The sequence below is a fragment of the Stenotrophomonas sp. YJH_SMC_21 genome, assembly GCF_059369555.1.
On sequence record NZ_JCAFSU010000008.1, the window covers coordinates 24,478 to 42,035 of the forward strand.

A 17,558-nucleotide genomic window follows, 5' to 3' on the forward strand; every position below is an offset into this window, starting at 1 on the left:
GCAGTACACATGGCAGCACGACGCGGCAAAAGCCAGGCACGACGCAACAGCGGCAGCCAGGGCACCCCCGGATGGGTGTGGCTGGTGGCCGGTGTAGCGATCGCGGCCGTGGTGTTCCTGGCGGCGCCGAACCTGTTCAAGGGCGAGGGCGATGGCTTCCTGCGCGCCGGTCCGCAGCCGAACCCGAACGCGCAGCCGGCCCCGGTCGCCGATGCCGACAGCGATGTCGGTACCCAGCCGGCCGCGCAGCCGGTTGCGCCGAAGCAGGCCGAACCGGAAAAGCCGGCCGCCACCCAGTACGACTTCTACACCCTGCTGCCGGGCAAGGAAGTCGAGATGTCCGACGCCGAACTGGCCGCCAGTGCGCGTGCCGAAGACCAGCGCCGGGCCAAGGCCGAAGCGCAGCGCGCGCAGGCGGCACTGGAAGGCAAGCCGGTTCCGCCGGCGACCACGACCGCACCGGCACCGGCGGCCACCGCCAGCGTGTCCAGCACCGCGCAGGTGACCGCCACCAGCCGTCCGCTGCCGGCACCGCTGAGTGAACGTCCGGCTGCGGCAACGCCGCCGGCCAGCACGGCCTCGACCAGCACCGCCGCCGCCACGCCGGCGGCGCGCGCGGGAACCGCAACGGCAACGGCGGGTACCCCGGCCACTGCCGCACCGGCGGCCGCCGACAACGCCCGCTATATCCTGCAGGCAGGCGCCTTCGGCGCCTCCGGCGATGCCGAAGCAACCAAGGCCAAGCTGGCGATGATGGGACTTGCGGCGCGCGTGGAGTCAGCACAGATCAACGGCAAGACCGTGTACCGCGTGCGCATGGGGCCGTATGGCAGCGCCGGTGAACTGTCCGAAGCCAAGCAGAAGCTGGATGGCACCGGCCTGCAGGCGATGGCGATCAAGGCCCAGTAAGCCTGCCGCTGTGAATGAAAAAGCCGGGCATTGCCCGGCTTTTTCTTGTTTCTGCAGAGTCGAGCCATGCTCGACTCTACAAACGGCGGTCAGCCTTCGCGGGCGACCTGGAAACCGGCGAAGGACTGGCTCACCGGCATCAGTTCCAGGCGATTGATGTTCAGGTGCGGCGGCAGGCTGGCCACCCAGAAGATCTGTTCGGCGATGTCTTCGGCGGTCATCGGGTTGGCGCCGTTGTAGAGCTTGTCCGACGCCGCCTGGTCGCCGTGGGTACGCACCACGGTGAACTCGGTTTCAGCCATGCCTGGCTCGATCGTGGTCACGCGCACGCCGGTACCGTGCAGGTCCGAACGCAGGCCCAGCGAGAACTGGCTGACGAAAGCCTTGGTGCCACCGTAGGCGTTGCCACCCGGGTACGGGTAGACGCCGGCCACCGACGAGATGTTGATGATCGCGCCCTTGCGCTCCACCAGCTGCGGCAGCAGGCGGTGGGTCAGGGTCACCAGCGCGGTGATGTTGGTGTCGATCATCGTGGTCCAGTCCGACAACTTGGCGCTCTGTGCCGGCGCGGTGCCCTGCGCCAGGCCGGCGTTGTTGACCAGCAGATCGATCTCGCCAAAGGCGGGCGGCAGTGCCAGCAGCGCCGCTTCCATCGCAACCGGATCGCGGATGTCGAAGGCGGCGGCATGCACCACGTCCTTGCCGTAGCGATCGACCAGCGGCTGCAGGCGTTCGCCGCGGCGGCCCGTGGCGATCACTTTCCAGCCGGCCTGGGCGAAGCGGTGGACGGCGGCGGCGCCGAAGCCGGACGTGGCGCCGGTAATCAGGACAGTGCGGGTCATCAGGCAACTCCAGGGGGAAAAACCGGACGCCCATTCTGGCATTCCCGGCCCGTCCTGAGTTGCCCGCCGTCCTGCCGTCCCCCCGGCTCAACGCACGCGAAACACTCTGGCCTTGGGCAGGTCTTCGTCGACCTGCAGGAACCAGCGCCCGGCAATTCCTGGAACAACGGCAATCTGCGGCGACTGCAGCACCTTGCGCAGCTTCATCTGCCCCTTCATCACCTGCCATTGCTGGCCGTTATCAAGGGTGAACAGCGTGCCGGGCTGCCAGCCTGCGACCTCTCCGACCACGCGTGCATTGACCGGTCCTTCTTCCAGGCCCAGATGCATTGCTGCCGGTGCCGGCACATTGGCAGGCAGCGGCGCAGCGGCGGGGGCCACCGCTGCCGGCCCGGTGGCCGCGCGCTCTGCCTCGCGCAGTACCCGGTTCAGCGCCTGCAACTGCGTTGGACTGAGCCCGACCTCGGCCAGTTGGGATGCACTCAGGCGGCGCTCGACGGGTACGAAGCGGTCCTGGGCGAAGGCAGCGAAGCTGCTGGCGAGCAGCAGTGCGGAAAACAGATACCGGCGCATGCAAGGGTCTCAGCGAACGAGTGCCCACGATGCTGCAGTTCGATGACAGTCCGGTGACACGCCAGGGGCCGGTACAATGGGCCATGATCAACAACGATGTCCTGCGCAGCGTGCGCTATTCCCTGGACCTGGGCGACCACCACGTGGTGACCCTGTGCCAGATGGCCGACCCGGCCTTCGCCGTGGATCCCGAACAGGTGAAGGCCTGGCTGCGCCGCGAGGACGAAGCCGGTTTCGAAGCGATGAGCGACAGCGCGCTGGCGCACTTCCTCGATGGCCTGATCGTGCACCTGCGCGGTCGCGACGAGAGCCAGCCGCAGCGCGCGGTGGAAACCCGCATCGACAACAACCTGGTGCTGAAGAAGCTGCGCGTGGCGTTCCAGCTGCGCGACGTCGATCTGATGGAGATCTTCGCCAGCGCCGGTTTCAACGTCTCCAAGTCGGAAGTCGGTGCGCTGTTCCGCCAGCCCGGGCACACCAACTACCGGCGTTGCCTGGACCAGATGCTGCGCAACTTCCTCAAGGGCCTGAGCCTGCGCCTGCGCGGCTGAGCACGGCCTCGACGAACGCCCGCGCCGCCGGTGTCGGCAGCCGCTGCCAGACCAGGTGCACGCGGCGGGTCGGGGTTGGCTGCAGCGGAATCCGCACCACGCCCTGGAAGCCTTCGGCGATCAGCGCCGGCACGATGCCAACCGCCAGACCATGGCGGACGAAGCGCTCCACCAGTTCCATCAGGTTGACCTCGAAACGCACCGTGTGCGGCAGGCCAGCGGCAACGAAAGCATCGTCGGTCTGCCGCCGCGCACCGGTGCCGCGCGGGAAGTCGACCAGCGCCTCGTCCTGCAATTCGGTCAATGGCAGCCGCTTGCGCCTAGCCAGCCGATGCGAGGGGGCCAGCACCGCCACCAGGTCTTCTTCCTGCAGCATCTGGTGGCAGACCCCGTCAAGGCCGGCCGAGGGCGCCAACCCCACCAGTGCAACATCCAGGTCACGCGACTGCACCTGCGCGATCAGGTCCTCGCTCTTGTCCACCCGCAACTGGAATTCCACCTGCGGGTGCGCCTGCTGGAACGCGGCCAGCATCGCCACCACATCGATATCGGTCAGCGAGGAGATCTGCCCGATCGCCAGCAGCCCGCGCACCTCGCCACTGACCGCGGCCACGTCGGCGCGCAGGTGGCGCAGGCTGACCAGCACCTGGCGTGCGTGCACCAGCAGCGCCTCACCCGCTGCCGTCGCCCGCACCTGCCGCGGCAGGCGCTCGAACAGCGGCGTGCCCAGTTCCTGCTCCAGGTAGGCAATCTGGTGGCTCAACGCGGACTGCACCACATGGCAGCGTTCGGCGGCACGGGTGAAATTGCCCTCCTCGGCCAGGGCAACGGCAAACTCGAGCTGCTTGAGATTCATCCAACTATCTCGTTTACAGATGGCAAGGATGATGATGATTCATTTCCATCATGGCCGCAGCAGGTGGACACTGTGCCCCCCGCTTCCTGGAACACCGCGTGAGCCCGTCCCTCCCCCCTCTGCACCGCTGGCAGGTGCTGCTGATGTCCGTGGCTACCGGCGTGGCCGTGGCCAGCAACTACTATGCGCAGCCACTGCTGCACACCATCGCCGACGCCTTCGGCGTACCGTTCGGCCAGGTCGGCATGGTGGTCACTGCGGCACAGCTGAGCTATGCCGCCGGACTGATCCTGCTGGTGCCGCTGGGAGACCTGTTCGAACGCCGCCGCCTGATCGTGGTGATGAGCCTGCTGTCGGCCGGCGGGCTGGTGATCAGCGCCTGTGCACCGTCGCTGACCTGGTTGCTGGTCGGCACCGCGATCACCGGCCTGTTCTCGGTGGTGGCACAGGTGCTGGTGCCGTTCGCCGCTACGCTGGCCGCGCCGGAACATCGCGGTCGCGTGGTCGGCACGCTGATGAGTGGCCTGCTGCTGGGCATCCTGCTGGCGCGCACCGTGGCCGGCCTGCTTTCCAGCCTGGGCGACTGGCGCCTGGTGTATGCGATCGCCGCTGCCACCCTGGTGCTGACCGCACTGGCATTGCAGCGCGGTCTGCCGCGGTTCCACCACAGCGCCGGCTTGGGCTATTTCGCATTGCTGCGCTCGATCGGCGTGCTGTTCGTGCAGGAACCGGTGCTGCGCCAGCGTACGCTGCTGGGCGCCTGCAGCTTCGCCATGTTCGCGATCTTCTGGACCCCGCTCGCGTTCCTGCTGGCACAGCCGCCGTATGCCTACAGCGACGCCACCATCGGGCTGTTCGGGCTGGTCGGCGCGGCCGGCACGCTGGCGGCCGGCCTGGCTGGCCGCATGTCCGACCGTGGCCAGACCGGGCGCGCCACCGCCATTGCACTGCTGCTGTTGCTGCTGTCGTGGCTGCCATTGGGGCTGTCGGCACACTCGCTGCTGGCGCTGCTGGTGGGCGTGGTGGTGCTGGACCTGGCCGCGCAGCTGTTGCACGTCAGCAACCAGAACCTGATCTACGCACTGCAACCGGCGGCACGCAACCGCCTCAATGCCGGCTACATGACCGGCTATTTCATCGGCGGTTCGCTGGGTTCGCTGCTGTCTGCGCAGGTCTACCAGCGCTTCGGCTGGACCGGCGTCTGCGTGGCCGGCGCTGCCGTGGCTGCGCTGGCCCTGCTGCTGTGGCTGCCCGGCGCGCTGCGCGCGCGCCAGGCGTCGCTGCCCGACTAGAAGCTGCCCTGCAGCGCCAGCTCCCATCGCCCACCGGCGTTGCCGGGGAACAGGCGCTTGGCTGCGTTGTCCGTGTCATGCACGGTGGCGCGCAGTTCCCATGCCGGGGTCAGCGAGGCGATGGCACTGAGCTGCCCATGCAGGTAGTCCGGGCCCTGGGCGGTGGCCAGCCAGTACTGGCCCACCGCTGCTTCCAGGCGGAGGCGTTCGTGCAACGGCACACGCACACCCAGCTGGGCATAGGTACCGCGATGGCCACCGGCCAACGCATCGTTGGAATGGGCGACCTGCAGCCAGGCGCGCTGCTTCCAGGTCACCGTGGTGTTGAGCTCGGTCCAGTCCAGCGCGCGGCCGGTGCCCGGGTACACGTAACGGGTCAGGTTGGCATCCAGGCTCCAGTCCGGTGCCAGTGCGCCGGACCAGCCCGCCACCAGGTCGAACTCGCTGCGCGCGCCATTGTCCGGCTTGAACGAAACGTTGGACCCCCACACGCTGGCGTACCAGCCCGCTGGGATCGAGACCTTCGCGCCGGCCTGCACCGCCGGGTCGCCGTCGCTCTGCGAGCTGCCGCGCCATACGTAGTCACTGGTCAACGCCGCACTGCCACTGACCTGCACCTGTGCCTGCGCGCTGCCGATCCCGAGCAGCCCTGCCAGGGCGGCCACCAGCGCCGCCATCATCCCCTTGCTGTTCACTGCACTGTGTTCCTCGTCGAAGGCGGTCACGCCGCCGGGAACGCAGTGTCGAGGCGAGGGCCGTAACGGATCGAGGGTGCTGCCGGGCCCGTGGCGCAAATTCGGCGTAAATCCCGTGGACTGCGGCCAATGCCAGCAGCGCGGTATCATGGCGCCCTGTTTCCAGGAACCAACCGCGTGGACGCCATCCTGACTCCGGTATCGATCGGCGAGCTGATCGACAAGATCACCATTCTCGAGATCAAGGCCGAGCGCATCGACGATGCCGCCAAGCTGGCCAACGTCCGCACCGAGCTGGACGGCCTGCTGCCGTTGCTGCAGCAGCTGCTGCACGCACAACCGGCACTGGCCGCGCTGAAGCAGCAGCTGAAGGTGATCAACGAGCGCATGTGGGACATCCAGGACCAGCTGCGCGACAAGGAAGCGGCCCAGGTGTTCGACGATGCCTTCATCCAGCTGGCACGCGGTGTCTATGGCACCAATGGCGAGCGCGTGCAGGTGAAGAACGAGATCAACCGCGTGGCCGGTTCGGCCCTGGTCGAAGAAAAGCAGTACCAGGGCGAGTAACCCCGCCTCAATCAGCGTCGATCAGATGGCGGAAGCGGAACAGCTCGCCATCGTTGCGGATGCCCAGCTTGCGGTAGGCCGCTCGTTTCTGCGTGCTGATGGTGCTGGCCGCACGCCCGCTGCGGCGTGCCATCTCGCCGGTGCTGCAGCCACGCAGCACCCACTGCAGGACAGCGCGCTCGCGCGTACTCAACCGTGGTGAACGCATGGACTGCTGGCGCTGCCGGCGGGACTGGTTCAACTGTGCACGCAGCTCCGGCGGCACGAAGCGCCCGCCGCGGGCAACCACGCTCACCGCGCGCAGCAGCATCTGCGGCGCGCAGGCCTTGGACAGGAATCCGCGCGCACCGGCCTGCAGGGCCAAGGACACGACACCCGCGTTGCAGTGTGCGGACAGCACCAGGATCGGCACTGCCGGCCAATGTCGTGATACGTGCCGCAGCAGTTCCAGGCCTTCCCCGCTGTCACCGATCGGCAAGGCGTCAACCAGCAGCAGATCGATCGCAGCTGCCTGCTGCTGCAGGCGCTGCAGCAGATCACCGCTGCGGCCGTAGCTTCCATCGACCTGCAGGCCCGTCTGCCGGGCCAGCAGTTCCTGCACGCCATGCCGCAACAGTGGATGCGGATCCAGCAGCAACAAGCGGCAGGGAGAATCGCGGGGCGAGGGAAACGGGGGCATCGTTGCATTCCTGCAGGACAGGCCACTCACCCTAGGGCGCAGCCGACACCTGCGGAATCCAATTCGTTGCAATGCCGCCCTTCCACCGCGACACGGTCAGGTAGCGTTTGCCCAGCCGGAAACGCAACAGGCCCGGCATGGGCCGGGCCTGTCGAGGCATCTTCAGCGCGCAGGCGCGCCGAGGAAGCAATTACCAGCTGAAGCGCGGGCCGACGGTGTATTCCTTGTCGCCGTGGCGGTTCATCTTCAGCTCGCCGTTCAGGCCCCAGTTCTGGTTCAGCTTGACCTGACCACCCAGGCGGCCGTACCACTGGCCGTCGATGTCGACGCCGTGCTTCTTGGCGTAGTCTTCGTAGCCGACCATGCCGTAGACCTCGGCGTGGGCACCGAAGGCGGTACGGATACCGGCTTCAGCGCTGTAGCCGTTGAAGTCCAGGCCGTGCTTGCGATCGAACTTCTGGTAGGCAACGCGGGCAACGAAGTCGGTCGACGGAGCGATTTCGACGTTGTAGCCGGCACCGACCTTCCACTGGTCAACCTTGATGTTGGTGTGGTCGACTTCCTGACGGCTGTATTCACCGAACGCGTGGAAGTTCGGCAGGAAGCCGTAGGAACCCTTGACGCCCCAGCCGTCAGCCTTGATGCCATCGACGTCGGTCTTGGCGTAGTCGGCCTCAGCGTAGTTGTACGACAGGTTCTCAGCAGCCGAAGCGGTGAACGGCAGGGCAGCGGCCAGGGCCAGAGCAATCAGCGAATTCTTCATGGGGGTACACCTTTACTTTCTTATGGTGTGCAGCAGCGCCAGGGCGCCATCGCATCGGGAATGTAAATTCTCCGTTATTCGCCACAACGCTCCCTGAAAACAGTGGTCTTCGCATTGCTGAATTTTTGGGCTTGATTCAGGCTCCGTCTGGCATACGCGCGCGGCGCGCGTGCATCTGTAATCCTTCGACGATTGCAACAGGAGGTTGCCTTGCTCGTTTCCGATCCGCTGCGGACGTGTGTCCGCGCCGCTGTCTTTGCCTGCATTGCCCTCTTGTCGCCACACACTGCACGTGCGCTGCAGGCGACCGACTACCAGCGCGCCGAACGCGTGCATGACAGTCATCTGCGCGGTGCGCTGCGCAATGCTTCGGTCCTGCCCCACTGGCTGGCCGATGGACGATTCTGGTATGAGCGCGAAGACACTCAGGGCCGGCGCCAGGCGGTACTGGTCGATCCCGTCCAGGCGACACGCCAGACCCTGTTCGAACCCACTGCGCTGGACGCTGCGGTTGCGCCGCTCGGTGCCAGCGGGCCACGCCTGCGCCTGGCCAGCGTGCAGCAGGCGGACGATGGCCTGCGCCTGCGGTTCAGCGGAGAAGTGCCCGTCGATTGCCAATGGCCGCGCTGGCAATGCGCACGTTCGCCGGATGCGCGGCCGCCGGCCGATGCACTGCCTTCGCCCGTCGGCGATGCGTGGCTGCAGGTGCGCGACAACAACCTGTGGCTGCAGTCGCCTGGCACGGCGCCACGGGCACTGACCCACAGCGGAGAAGCCGGTAATGGCTATGGCGTGCTGCCGGACTTCGCCCTGCGCGGTATTCCACGCCGTCAGGGCCGAATGCCGGTGCGGCCGTTCGCGGTTGGCTGGTCTGCGGACGGGCGCTACGTGGCCGGCATCCGCTACGACGAACGCGCGCTGCAGGACTACCCCTATCTGGAAAGCAGCCCGACCCACAGCGCGCGGCCGCGCGTGCATACCGTGAAGCTGGGGGTGCTGGGCGATGCACAGCAGGTGCGCGACACCCTGTTTGTGGTGGATACCCGCAGCGGCAGGCAGCATGACATCGCGCTGCCCGAGGGCTGGAACACGCTCAGTGAGGCCGGCATCCTGGGTTGGGACGGCGATCGGTTGTATGCCGTGATCGCGCACTTCGGCACGCCGCGCAGGCTGCGCCTGGTGGAGATCGATGGCAACAGCGGTGCATTGCGCACGGTTCTGGAAGAAGCCAGCGACACTCGCCTGCAGCTCAACGTGTATTCCTACAACCGGCCAGCGGTGGCCATCCTGCCCGGGCAGGACACCGCCGTGTGGTTCTCGCAGCGCGATGGTTGGGGCCATCTGTACCGGGTGCGCCTGTCCGACGGCAAAGTGCTGCGCCAGCTCACCCGCGGCCACTGGGCGGTGCGCGACCTGCTGGGTGTGGACGCTGCCGGTGGCTGGGCGTACTTCAGCGCCGGCGGCGTCGACGGTGGCGACCCCTACGTACGCGGCCTGTACCGTGTATCGCTGCAGGGTGGACCGGTCCAGCGCCTGGCCGCCGATGGCAACGACCATCTGGCCGATGCCGGCAGCGGCGCGTTGTTCGGCGGGCGCGCCCCCCAGGCGCTGTCGCCTGGCGGTGGCTATCTGGTGGATACCGTTTCCCGTCTCGACCAGCCACCACGCACCGTGCTGCGGGCCAGCGATGACGGTCGCGAGCTGCTGTTGCTGGAAGCGGCGGACAACCGGGCAGTGCTTGCTGCGGGGTGGCGCCCACCGCAGCGCGAACGTCTGCTGGCCGCCGACGGGCGCACGCCGATCTTCGCCACCGTCTACCTGCCCCGCGACTATCGCGATGACGGCAGCTTCCCGGTGATCGATGCGATGTACGGCGGCGCCTTCATCAGCAATGCCCCGGTGACCTACGCCGAAGCGGTGTCCGCGCTGAATCCGGTGTCACGCGCCAGCCTGGCCGAGCTTGGCTTCGTGGTGGTCAGCATCGATGCGCGCGGCACCGGCGGCCGCGACAAGGCCTTCCATGACAGCAGCTTCCTGCACGGCGCCGATGTGCAGCTGGATGACCACGTGGCCGCGCTGCGCCAGCTGGGCGAACGCTACCCGGGCATCGACCTGCAGCGGGTCGGCATCTACGGGCATTCGTTCGGCGGTTACAGCGCGGCGCGGGCATTGCTGCGCTACCCGGCGTTCTACAAGGTGGGCGTGGCCTCGGCCGGCAGTCACAATTTCCAGGGCATGTACGGCGGCGCCCTGCACGGCATGGACCGGCTGTTCGGTGGCGTGCTGCCAGCCACGGCCATGACCGATGGCGTGCCGGCGCCCTTTGCCGGGCTCGACAACGCAGCGCTGGCCGACAACCTGCGCGGGCATCTGATGCTGGTCTATGGCGAGCTGGACGAAAACGCACCGCCGGCGCTGACCCTGCAGCTGGCCGCCGCCTTGAACAAGGCCCAGCGCCGCTACGACCTGCTGTACCTGGCCCGGCAGGACCACGAGCTGTTCCGCAACGACGCCACCTACACGCACCGCATGTGGGACTACTTCGTGCGCCACCTGGCCGGCCAGCAGCCACCGGATACGGTGCTGGCACCACTGCCCGGTGGCCCGGGCTGAACGGGCGGCCAGAGGATGTCGATCCCCGACGCCCTGGTTCGTCGTGTACTTGAAGGCCGTGCATGCGGCACGGTCCATCCGGAGGCAGGCAATGAGCTACATCGATGGTTTCGTCCTGGCGGTGCCCACCGCCAACAAAGAGAAGTTCCTCGCCCATGCACGCACAGGGGATCCCGTTTTCATCGAGTACGGCGCGCTGCGCGTGGTCGAGTGCTGGGGTGACGACGTGCCGCACGGCAAGACCACCGACTTTTTCGGCGCGGTGAAAGCCACGCCGGACGAGACGGTGGTGTTTTCCTGGATCGAATGGCCGGACAAGCCGACCCGCGACGCCGGCATGAAGAAGATGATGGAAGACCCAAGGTTTGATCCGGCGACGAATCCGATGCCGTTCGACGGCGCGCGGATGATCTACGGTGGCTTCGTGCCGATCTACGAACTGACCCGCTGAACCGGGCGGACGTGCTCAGCGCGCGTCCGTTTCATCGCTGGCGGAGGCATGGCCGGCGCCCAGTGCGGCGCCGGCGCCGAGGCCCACACCGCCCATGCCGGCCCCCATTCCGCCACCGCCGCCTCCACCCGCACGACCGCCCTTGGCATCGCCGTCGTTGCGGCCCTTGCCACTGGCACCGCCCGGCCGGGTCGGCCCCTGCGGCGGTATCTGCAGGTCGGCCGGAATCGGCGCCAGGTCCAGCGCTTCGCGCACGAAGTCGCGCAGCGAGACCACCAGTTCGTGGGTATGCACCGGTCGCCCCTGTGCAAGATCGTTGGCAGCGCGCGCAGCCAACCGCACCTGTTCGTCGGTGCCCAGCAGCAGGATGTCCGACAGCGCCGCTTCAACGGCATCGCGGATGCGGCGCGCGCGATCCGAGCGGGGTTCGGCGATGCCTTCGGCATCTTCGCGCTGGCGCAGGTCGCGGCGATGGCTGGGATCCACGCCCAGTTCGCCGGTGAACGAACCGCCCAGGGTCTTGTAGGCCGCCATCAGCGTGCGCAGCCGTTCGTTGATCTGCCGGTTCTCGCGCTCGCGGCGCTGTTGCAGGGTCTGCATCACCAGCAGGCGGATGCCCACGCCCAGCAGGGTGATCAGGACCAGGCCGGCCAAGGTGGACAGCACGCCCTGCCAGGAACTGAAGTCGATACCGCGCATGCCCGGGGCTCCAGCGGAAAGAACCTGCATCTTGCCCCGGACAGTGTCCCGGAAACGCGAAAGGCCCCACCACCCGGTGGGTGGCAGGGCCTTTGGTCACGGCGCGATTACTTGCGCTTGGCGGTCTTGCGCACGGCCTTCTTGGCCGGAGCCTTCTTGGCGGCGACCTTCTTCAGCGGGGCAGCCTTCTTGGCAACCGTCTTGCGGGTAGCGGCAACCTTCTTGCCAACTGCCTTCTTGGCAACGGCGGTCTTCTTGCCGACAACCTTCCTGGCAGCAGCGGTCTTCTTGCCGACGGCCTTCTTGGCGACGGCAGCCTTCTTGCCGACAACCTTCTTGGCCGCGGCGGTCTTCTTGGTGGCGACCTTCCTGGTGGCGGCAACCTTCTTGCCGACAACCTTCTTCGCAGCCACGGCCTTCTTGCCAGCAACCTTCTTGGCGGCGACGGTCTTCTTGGCCACAGCCTTCTTGGCGGTGGCGACCTTCTTGCCGACCACCTTCTTGGCGGCCGCGGTCTTCTTGGCAACGGTCTTCTTGGCGACGGCGGCCTTCTTGGTGGCAGCCTTCTTCACGGTGGCGACCTTCTTGCCGGCAGCCTTGGTGGCGGCCTTGGTGGTCTTCTTGGCAGCGGCGGCCTTCTTGGTCACAGCCTTGCCTGCAGCGGCCTTCTTCTTGGCCACTTCCTTCTTCAGGGCAGCGGCTTCGGCCTTGGCGTTCTTCTTGGCCGCTTCCAGCTTCTTCTTGGCGTTGGCAACAGTCTTGCCGACCGACTTGGCAGCCTTTTCGGCCTTCTTGGCAACGGTCTTCTCGACCTTGGCCACGGCCTTCTTGGCCTTGGCAACGCGGGTACCGGCAGCCTTGGTGGCGCGCTTGACGGTCTTCTTGACCGACTTCACTGCGTCTTCGGCAGCGTGGGCGATGGTCTCGCCAACGTTGGTGGCGGTTTCTTTGACGTTCTCGACAGCGTCGGTCACGACCGACACACCATTACCGTTGCTCATGTTGCCCTCCTGGGGGCCTTAAGTATCAAAACGGGGCGATGCTATACCGACATTGACGATCGTGGAACGGGGCATGCGCCACCAATCGCATCTGCTGCGACGGCGATGGTGTAGTCGACCATCCCTGCAGGCACACCGTGTTTACAGGAAACCCCTTTTTTTCAGTGCTGCGCCGCATGATCCGCGTCGTGACAGGCATTGGTTGTGTGCTCCCGCCCGGATGCCTCGGAAGGCATGCAATATGGCGCGTCGCGGCACCGGGATGCGCAGAACTGCGCAAGTATCGTCCTGTATCCGCGCGACCTGCGGCTGACGTCCGTACACTGCCGGGCGCCGCCGCCGCTGTCGTCACCGCCCCAGCACTGGTCGTCGCGATCCGCGTTCCCGGCGCGCGGTTTTCATGGCGCATTTATCCAGATCGCGACACACTCATTCAGCTTGTTTTACCGTAGAGCCGAACCGCCCCCATTCCCGCCAGCGAACCGACTCCCATGCGACCGCTACCTACCCTGCTCACGCTCGCAATCGCCGCCGCCTTCGGTGGCTTCGTTGCCACCGGCATCAACGCCCACCTGGACAACCGTGCCGATGCCGCTCCGCTTCCAGCGGTGGTGCCGACCATGGCGGCACTGCCAGCCGCAGTGGCCGGGCAGCAGGTTCCGTCACTGGCACCGATGCTGGAGAAGGCGATGCCGGCCGTGGTCAGCGTCAACACCAAGCAGGTGGTGCGCGTACGCAATCCCTTCTTCAACGACCCGTTCTTCCGCCGCCTGTTCCCGGACATCCCGCAGGAACGCATCAACGAATCGCTGGGCTCGGGCGTGATCATCGACGCCAGGGAGGGCCTGGTGCTGACCAACCACCATGTCATCGACAACGCCGATGACGTACAGGTGACACTGGCCGACGGGCGCACGGTCAAGGCCGAATTCCTCGGCTCGGACCGCGATACCGACATCGCGCTGATCCGTATTCCGGCGCAGAACCTGACCGACATCAAGCTCGGCAACAGCGACCAGCTGCGGGTGGGCGACTTCGTGGTGGCCATCGGCAATCCGTTCGGCTTCAGCCAGACGGTCACTTCGGGCATCGTCTCGGCGGTGGGCCGCAGCGGCATCCGCGGGCTGGGCTACCAGAACTTCATCCAGACCGACGCGTCGATCAACCCGGGCAACTCGGGTGGCGCGCTGGTCGACCTGCAGGGCCAGCTGGTCGGCATCAACACTGCCAGCTTCAACCCGCAGGGCAGCATGGCCGGCAACATCGGCCTGGGCCTGGCGATTCCCTCGAACCTGGCGCGCAGCGTGGTCGACCAGCTGGTCAAGCACGGCGTGGTGGTGCGCGGCACGCTGGGCGTGGAAAGCCAGAACCTGACCGCGCAGATCGCGCAGGGCCTGGGCCTGGGCGAAACCCGCGGTGCGCTGATCACCCGCGTGCTGGCCGGTTCGGCGGCGGCCGCCGCCGGCCTGAAGCCGGGCGACGTGGTGGTGTCGGCCAATGGCCAGCGCGTGGACAGCGCCGAAGCCCTGCACAACGTGGAAGGCCTGGCGGCGGTCGGCAGCCCGATGACGCTGGACGTACGCCGCGAAGGCAAGCCGCTGCAGATCAAGGCGACGCTGAAGGAACAGGCACGCGCGGTCACCGGCGACAGCCTGGACCCGCGCCTGGGCGGGGCCACCTTCGTCGACCTGCCCGAGTCGCTGCGCCAGTCAGGCGCCAGCGGCGTGCTGGTCAGCGAGGTCAAGCGCGGCAGCCGCGCCGCCAGCAACGGCCTGCAGCAGGGCGACATCATCACCGATGCCACCGTCGGTGAATTCGCCGACCTGGCCAGCTGGCGCGCCAACTTCCAGCAGCGCCCGCCGACGCTGGTGCTGCGCGTGCTGCGCAACAATGGCCAGCAGCAGGGCCAGCTCGTGATGCGCTGATCGCCCTGCCGTAACACCCCCTATACCCCGGCAATGCTATTGCTGTCAGTCCAGGTCGGCACCGCCGACTCCCGTTCCCCCATCGCAACAGGAGTGATTCGATGAGCCCCACCAATACCGAGAACCTGAAGGAACACCTGGGTGAAGCCGGTTCCCACCTGAAGCAGGCCGCTACGGCCGCCGGCGGTGCGATCAAGGGTGCAACCGGTGCAGCGACCGACGAGCTTCGCATCGGCAAGGCCAACGTCAAGGCTGAATTGTCCGACAGTGCACTGTCCGGCCTGGCCGCCGCCGAGTTCGGCGGTGCCGCCGCCAAGGAACAGGTCGATGCGCTGATGGACAAGGGCAAGGACCTGATCGACAGCGCCGCCGAACTGATCCGCGAACGTCCGCTGGCCTCGTTCGGCGTTGCCTTCGCAGCCGGCTGGATCATCGCCAAGCTGGCCCGCGGCAGCAGCGACAAGTAAGCCGCAGCGTGAGCGAAGACAACACGCAAGCGCCTGATCCGGCGGCCACCCCGCCGCTGGATGAGAGCATCCGCCAGGTCGGCGCGGCCGGTCGTGCCGCTGCCGATTCGGCCAAGCACACGCTGCGTTCACTGCGCCGGCTGGCCTCGGCCGACTTCGCGCTGGCGCGCAGCGCATTCGGTCGTGCGCTGGCCTGGGCCGGCGTGGCGATCGTGTTTGGTGCATCGGCGTGGCTGCTGATGGCCGCCACCCTCATCGCGCTGCTGCAGAGCTGGGGCCTGAGTTGGCTGCAGGCCCTGCTGATCACCTCGCTGCTGAGCCTGGCCGTCACCGGCTATGCGATCTGGCGGGTGTCCTACTTCTTCCACCACACCGGCATGCACGCCACCCGGCGTCAGCTGTCACGCCTGGGCCTGTTTGACGAACCCAGCGAAGACGACCCTGATGCCGGCGTGCAGCTGCCCGAGGGCAAGCCATGAAGTTCGGCGCGCTGCAGCGGCGGGTAAAGCGCTGCGAACAAGTGGTGACCGTGCGTCTGGGCGAGACACAGGACCACTGGTCCACCCTCGGCCAGGTATGGCGACAGGGCTGGTCGCCGTTGCGCATCGTGGTGGTCGGCCTGGCCGGTGGCTTCATCGCCGGCAAGCTGGAGGTGCCGGGCAAGGTCAACGGTGCCCGCTGGCTGCAGATGGTCGGTTCGGTCTCGAACCTGTTCGCCAGTGCGCAGGCGGCGTTCGCCACGGCGATGGCGGCGCAGGCCGCGGCCACCGCCGACGATGCGGCCGAAGAAGCCGACGATGCCAGCGAGCAGGCACAGGCAGCGGCCTCCGCTGCCGGAGCACGGCCGGCACCGGCGCCACGCTCCGTGCCGGAGCCAGAACCGGACCTGCGCGGACCGCGTCCGGCCGAAGCGGCCACCGAGCTGTCCGAACGTTGATCCATGGAATCCGCCGCGCCGATCGCGGCCGGCGGATAATGCGCTCCCCTTTCCGGTTGATGCGTCGATGAGCGAGTCCCTCCTGTCCCCGCCACCGGCCGGCCCCGACGAGCCAGAGGCCGCGCTGCCACCACCGTCGCGCCCGCGCGGGCCCATGTCGCTGGTGGTGCTGGCGACCCTGGCGGTGGGCTACACGCTGTGGGCCGCGCAGGACATCATCCTGCCGGTGCTGCTGGCGATGTTCTTCGCCCTGGTCGGCAACCCGATCCTGCGCCTGCTGCAGAAGCTGTGGATTCCGCGCGCGCTGGGCGCACTGTTGATCCTCGGCGCCGGCCTGGGCGTGACCGGTTCGCTCGCCGTGCAGCTGATCGGCCCGGCGATGGAATGGGCGCAGGAAGCCCCACAGCAGCTGCGCAAGGTCGCCCGCCAGGTGCAGGACCTGACCAAGCCGGTGCAGCAGGCCAACCAGGCGGCGGAAAACTTCGCCCGTGTGGCCGGTGGTGACAGCAACCACAAGGTGCAGGTGATCCGTACCCAGCTGGACGACCCGTACCGCATGCTGACCCGTGCACCGCGGCTGGCTGCCTCGGTGTTGGCCGTCGTGCTGCTGACGCTGTTCTTCATGATCTACGGGCAGAGCCTGCAGCGCGCGGCGATCGCCCTGTTCCCCAACCGCCAGCAGCAGCGCTTCACTACGGACATCCTGCGTTCGATCGAACGCGAGGTCTCGCGTTACGTGCTGACCATCAGCGTGATCAACACTCTGGTCGGGCTGGTGTTCGCCGGCGTGCTGATGCTGCTCGGTATCGGCCTGCAGGAAGCGCTGCTGTGGGGCACGGTGGCCGCGCTGCTGAATTTTGCGCCGTATGTGGGTCCGCTGATCGGCGTGGCGCTGATGCTGTTGATGGGCTTCGTCGAGTTCCGCGACCCGCTGCAGCCCCTGCTGCCAGCGGCCGCCTACCTGGGCCTGCACACCCTGGAAGGGCAGATGGTGACCCCGATCGTGCTGGGCCGTCGGATGAAGCTGTCGCCGCTGGTGCTGATCCTGGCGCTGATGGTGTTCGGCTGGGCCTGGGGCATGATCGGGCTGCTGCTGGCGGTGCCGCTGCTGGTGTGCATCAAGCTGGTGCTGGCACGCCTGGATGGCATGCAGGGCTGGGCACGCCTGCTGGAGTGACGGCATCAACAACGGATGGACGCAGGTGGCGGAACCAGAAACAGGGACGAAGTGGCAGACTATGGCGCCCTACCCGGATGGATCCGCTCGGATGAACTCTCTCGCCACGCGTTGCCTTGCCTTGGCCTGCATTGCCGCTCCCGCGTTCGCCGCGACACCGCCGACTGCCGATCAGGCGCGCACCCAGCTTGCTGAGGCGGTTACCTGCAAGCGGCACCTCACGCCCATACAGTTCGACGCCATGGCCCGGATGCTGACACCGGCCCCGGCAAGGGTGCAGGACGGCGAATCCAGCGGCGAGTTCCGGCTGACCACGCCCTTGATGGTGCTGGGCCAGCCCGTGAACCGGCTGCAGTCCTATGACGGCGACAGCGGCGAGGATGGCATCGACAGTTTCACCGCGTACTTCAGCTCGGCCAGTGTGGAACAGGTCGCGGCACTGGCGAAGATGTCCGACCCGGTAGCAGGCACCTACACGAAGGAAGTTGGGCGGCACAACCTGGACGTGCAGCAGTTCGACGGCCAGACCACCATCGCCTGCTCGTACAACCTGCGCTGACC

The 17,558-nt window shown here is 67.3% G+C and carries 20 protein-coding genes; 12 read left to right on the top strand and 8 right to left on the bottom strand.

Annotated features, from left to right (window positions below; translation table 11 throughout):
• Positions 1-9 precede the first annotated feature (9 nt).
• A complete protein-coding gene (locus AC5P67_RS12250) occupies positions 10-909 on the top strand; it encodes an SPOR domain-containing protein (protein WP_099523321.1) in 900 nt (299 codons plus the stop codon).
• Positions 910-998: 89 nt separating this feature from the next.
• On the opposite strand, the gene AC5P67_RS12255 is transcribed toward AC5P67_RS12250, so the two are convergent.
• The gene (locus tag AC5P67_RS12255) at positions 999-1,751 is read right to left on the bottom strand and encodes an SDR family NAD(P)-dependent oxidoreductase (protein WP_005411994.1); all 753 of its coding nucleotides are present in this window, start codon (positions 1,749-1,751) and stop codon (positions 999-1,001) included.
• Positions 1,752-1,838: 87 nt separating this feature from the next.
• Positions 1,839-2,324: a hypothetical protein gene (locus tag AC5P67_RS12260; protein ID WP_111118140.1), complete on the bottom strand. Its 486-nt coding sequence runs from the start codon at positions 2,322-2,324 to the stop codon at positions 1,839-1,841.
• Positions 2,325-2,407: 83 nt separating this feature from the next.
• On the opposite strand from AC5P67_RS12260, the gene AC5P67_RS12265 reads away from it, so the two are divergent.
• Positions 2,408-2,875: a YehS family protein gene (locus tag AC5P67_RS12265; RefSeq protein ID WP_005411992.1), complete on the top strand. Its 468-nt coding sequence runs from the start codon at positions 2,408-2,410 to the stop codon at positions 2,873-2,875.
• On the opposite strand, the gene AC5P67_RS12270 is transcribed toward AC5P67_RS12265, so the two are convergent.
• Positions 2,844-3,731: a LysR family transcriptional regulator gene (locus AC5P67_RS12270; RefSeq protein ID WP_005407753.1), complete on the bottom strand. Its 888-nt coding sequence runs from the start codon at positions 3,729-3,731 to the stop codon at positions 2,844-2,846. The genes AC5P67_RS12265 and AC5P67_RS12270 overlap by 32 nt on opposite strands.
• Positions 3,732-3,874: 143 nt before the next feature.
• Between AC5P67_RS12270 and AC5P67_RS12275 the strand changes: the two genes are divergently transcribed.
• Positions 3,875-5,023: an MFS transporter gene (locus AC5P67_RS12275; protein ID WP_329762175.1), complete on the top strand. Its 1,149-nt coding sequence runs from the start codon at positions 3,875-3,877 to the stop codon at positions 5,021-5,023.
• Here AC5P67_RS12275 and AC5P67_RS12280 read toward each other — a convergent pair.
• Positions 5,020-5,718: a TorF family putative porin gene (locus AC5P67_RS12280; RefSeq protein WP_032967099.1), complete on the bottom strand. Its 699-nt coding sequence runs from the start codon at positions 5,716-5,718 to the stop codon at positions 5,020-5,022. The genes AC5P67_RS12275 and AC5P67_RS12280 overlap by 4 nt on opposite strands.
• A 129-nt stretch (positions 5,719-5,847) precedes the next feature.
• On the opposite strand from AC5P67_RS12280, the gene AC5P67_RS12285 reads away from it, so the two are divergent.
• On the top strand, positions 5,848-6,285 hold the full coding sequence (locus tag AC5P67_RS12285; protein WP_043035177.1) for a DUF6165 family protein: 438 nt from the start codon (positions 5,848-5,850) through the stop codon (positions 6,283-6,285).
• A gap of 7 nt (positions 6,286-6,292) precedes the next feature.
• Here the strand turns inward: AC5P67_RS12285 and AC5P67_RS12290 are convergent, their stop codons facing one another.
• Both AC5P67_RS12290 and AC5P67_RS12295 read right to left on the bottom strand, forming a co-directional pair.
• Entirely contained in the window at positions 6,293-6,964 is a 672-nt protein-coding gene (locus tag AC5P67_RS12290) for a response regulator transcription factor (protein WP_005407749.1), read from the bottom strand.
• Positions 6,965-7,154: 190 nt separating this feature from the next.
• Positions 7,155-7,727, bottom strand: coding sequence for an OmpO family porin (locus AC5P67_RS12295; protein ID WP_005407747.1), 573 nt, complete (start codon positions 7,725-7,727; stop codon positions 7,155-7,157).
• Between the two features lie 210 nt (positions 7,728-7,937).
• Here AC5P67_RS12295 and AC5P67_RS12300 point away from each other — a divergent pair, with 210 nt between their 5' ends.
• Together AC5P67_RS12300 and AC5P67_RS12305 are read left to right on the top strand one after the other, a co-directional pair.
• Positions 7,938-10,340: a S9 family peptidase gene (locus tag AC5P67_RS12300; protein ID WP_495214739.1), complete on the top strand. Its 2,403-nt coding sequence runs from the start codon at positions 7,938-7,940 to the stop codon at positions 10,338-10,340.
• Positions 10,341-10,431: 91 nt separating this feature from the next.
• Positions 10,432-10,791: a DUF1428 domain-containing protein gene (locus AC5P67_RS12305; protein WP_005407745.1), complete on the top strand. Its 360-nt coding sequence runs from the start codon at positions 10,432-10,434 to the stop codon at positions 10,789-10,791.
• Between the two features lie 15 nt (positions 10,792-10,806).
• On the opposite strand, the gene AC5P67_RS12310 is transcribed toward AC5P67_RS12305, so the two are convergent.
• The gene (locus AC5P67_RS12310; RefSeq protein WP_005407744.1) at positions 10,807-11,490 is read right to left on the bottom strand and encodes a hypothetical protein; all 684 of its coding nucleotides are present in this window, start codon (positions 11,488-11,490) and stop codon (positions 10,807-10,809) included.
• A gap of 107 nt (positions 11,491-11,597) precedes the next feature.
• Positions 11,598-12,491, bottom strand: coding sequence for a hypothetical protein (locus AC5P67_RS12315; protein WP_049450901.1), 894 nt, complete (start codon positions 12,489-12,491; stop codon positions 11,598-11,600).
• A gap of 491 nt (positions 12,492-12,982) precedes the next feature.
• Here AC5P67_RS12315 and AC5P67_RS12320 point away from each other — a divergent pair, with 491 nt between their 5' ends.
• From AC5P67_RS12320 to AC5P67_RS12345, 6 genes are all read left to right on the top strand, one after another.
• Positions 12,983-14,416: a Do family serine endopeptidase gene (locus AC5P67_RS12320; protein WP_012478904.1), complete on the top strand. Its 1,434-nt coding sequence runs from the start codon at positions 12,983-12,985 to the stop codon at positions 14,414-14,416.
• Positions 14,417-14,517: 101 nt separating this feature from the next.
• On the top strand, positions 14,518-14,883 hold the full coding sequence (locus AC5P67_RS12325; protein ID WP_004153835.1) for a hypothetical protein: 366 nt from the start codon (positions 14,518-14,520) through the stop codon (positions 14,881-14,883).
• An 8-nt stretch (positions 14,884-14,891) separates the two neighbouring features.
• Positions 14,892-15,362, top strand: a complete 471-nt coding sequence (locus AC5P67_RS12330; protein ID WP_005407741.1) for a phage holin family protein — start codon at positions 14,892-14,894, stop codon at positions 15,360-15,362.
• On the top strand, positions 15,359-15,820 hold the full coding sequence (locus AC5P67_RS12335; RefSeq protein WP_005411983.1) for a hypothetical protein: 462 nt from the start codon (positions 15,359-15,361) through the stop codon (positions 15,818-15,820). Before AC5P67_RS12330 ends, AC5P67_RS12335 begins: the two co-directional genes overlap by 4 nt.
• Before the next feature lie 67 nt (positions 15,821-15,887).
• On the top strand, positions 15,888-16,997 hold the full coding sequence (locus AC5P67_RS12340) for an AI-2E family transporter (RefSeq protein WP_076739067.1): 1,110 nt from the start codon (positions 15,888-15,890) through the stop codon (positions 16,995-16,997).
• A gap of 91 nt (positions 16,998-17,088) precedes the next feature.
• Positions 17,089-17,556, top strand: coding sequence for a hypothetical protein (locus AC5P67_RS12345; RefSeq protein ID WP_005407738.1), 468 nt, complete (start codon positions 17,089-17,091; stop codon positions 17,554-17,556).
• Positions 17,557-17,558: the final 2 nt, after the last annotated feature.

Excerpts from the sequence above, each read along its gene's own strand:
- AC5P67_RS12250 (WP_099523321.1), top strand. The coding sequence starts at position 10 with ATGGCAGCACGACGCGGCAAAAGCCAGGCACGACGCAACAGCGGCAGC.
- AC5P67_RS12255 (WP_005411994.1), bottom strand. The coding sequence starts at position 1,751 with ATGACCCGCACTGTCCTGATTACCGGCGCCACGTCCGGCTTCGGCGCC.
- AC5P67_RS12260 (WP_111118140.1), bottom strand. The coding sequence starts at position 2,324 with ATGCGCCGGTATCTGTTTTCCGCACTGCTGCTCGCCAGCAGCTTCGCT.
- AC5P67_RS12265 (WP_005411992.1), top strand. The coding sequence starts at position 2,408 with ATGATCAACAACGATGTCCTGCGCAGCGTGCGCTATTCCCTGGACCTG.
- AC5P67_RS12270 (WP_005407753.1), bottom strand. The coding sequence starts at position 3,731 with ATGAATCTCAAGCAGCTCGAGTTTGCCGTTGCCCTGGCCGAGGAGGGC.
- AC5P67_RS12275 (WP_329762175.1), top strand. The coding sequence starts at position 3,875 with ATGTCCGTGGCTACCGGCGTGGCCGTGGCCAGCAACTACTATGCGCAG.
- AC5P67_RS12285 (WP_043035177.1), top strand. The coding sequence starts at position 5,848 with ATGCCAGCAGCGCGGTATCATGGCGCCCTGTTTCCAGGAACCAACCGC.
- AC5P67_RS12290 (WP_005407749.1), bottom strand. The coding sequence starts at position 6,964 with ATGCCCCCGTTTCCCTCGCCCCGCGATTCTCCCTGCCGCTTGTTGCTG.
- AC5P67_RS12295 (WP_005407747.1), bottom strand. The coding sequence starts at position 7,727 with ATGAAGAATTCGCTGATTGCTCTGGCCCTGGCCGCTGCCCTGCCGTTC.
- AC5P67_RS12305 (WP_005407745.1), top strand. The coding sequence starts at position 10,432 with ATGAGCTACATCGATGGTTTCGTCCTGGCGGTGCCCACCGCCAACAAA.
- AC5P67_RS12310 (WP_005407744.1), bottom strand. The coding sequence starts at position 11,490 with ATGCGCGGTATCGACTTCAGTTCCTGGCAGGGCGTGCTGTCCACCTTG.
- AC5P67_RS12315 (WP_049450901.1), bottom strand. The coding sequence starts at position 12,491 with ATGAGCAACGGTAATGGTGTGTCGGTCGTGACCGACGCTGTCGAGAAC.
- AC5P67_RS12320 (WP_012478904.1), top strand. The coding sequence starts at position 12,983 with ATGCGACCGCTACCTACCCTGCTCACGCTCGCAATCGCCGCCGCCTTC.
- AC5P67_RS12325 (WP_004153835.1), top strand. The coding sequence starts at position 14,518 with ATGAGCCCCACCAATACCGAGAACCTGAAGGAACACCTGGGTGAAGCC.
- AC5P67_RS12335 (WP_005411983.1), top strand. The coding sequence starts at position 15,359 with ATGAAGTTCGGCGCGCTGCAGCGGCGGGTAAAGCGCTGCGAACAAGTG.
- AC5P67_RS12340 (WP_076739067.1), top strand. The coding sequence starts at position 15,888 with ATGAGCGAGTCCCTCCTGTCCCCGCCACCGGCCGGCCCCGACGAGCCA.
- AC5P67_RS12345 (WP_005407738.1), top strand. The coding sequence starts at position 17,089 with ATGAACTCTCTCGCCACGCGTTGCCTTGCCTTGGCCTGCATTGCCGCT.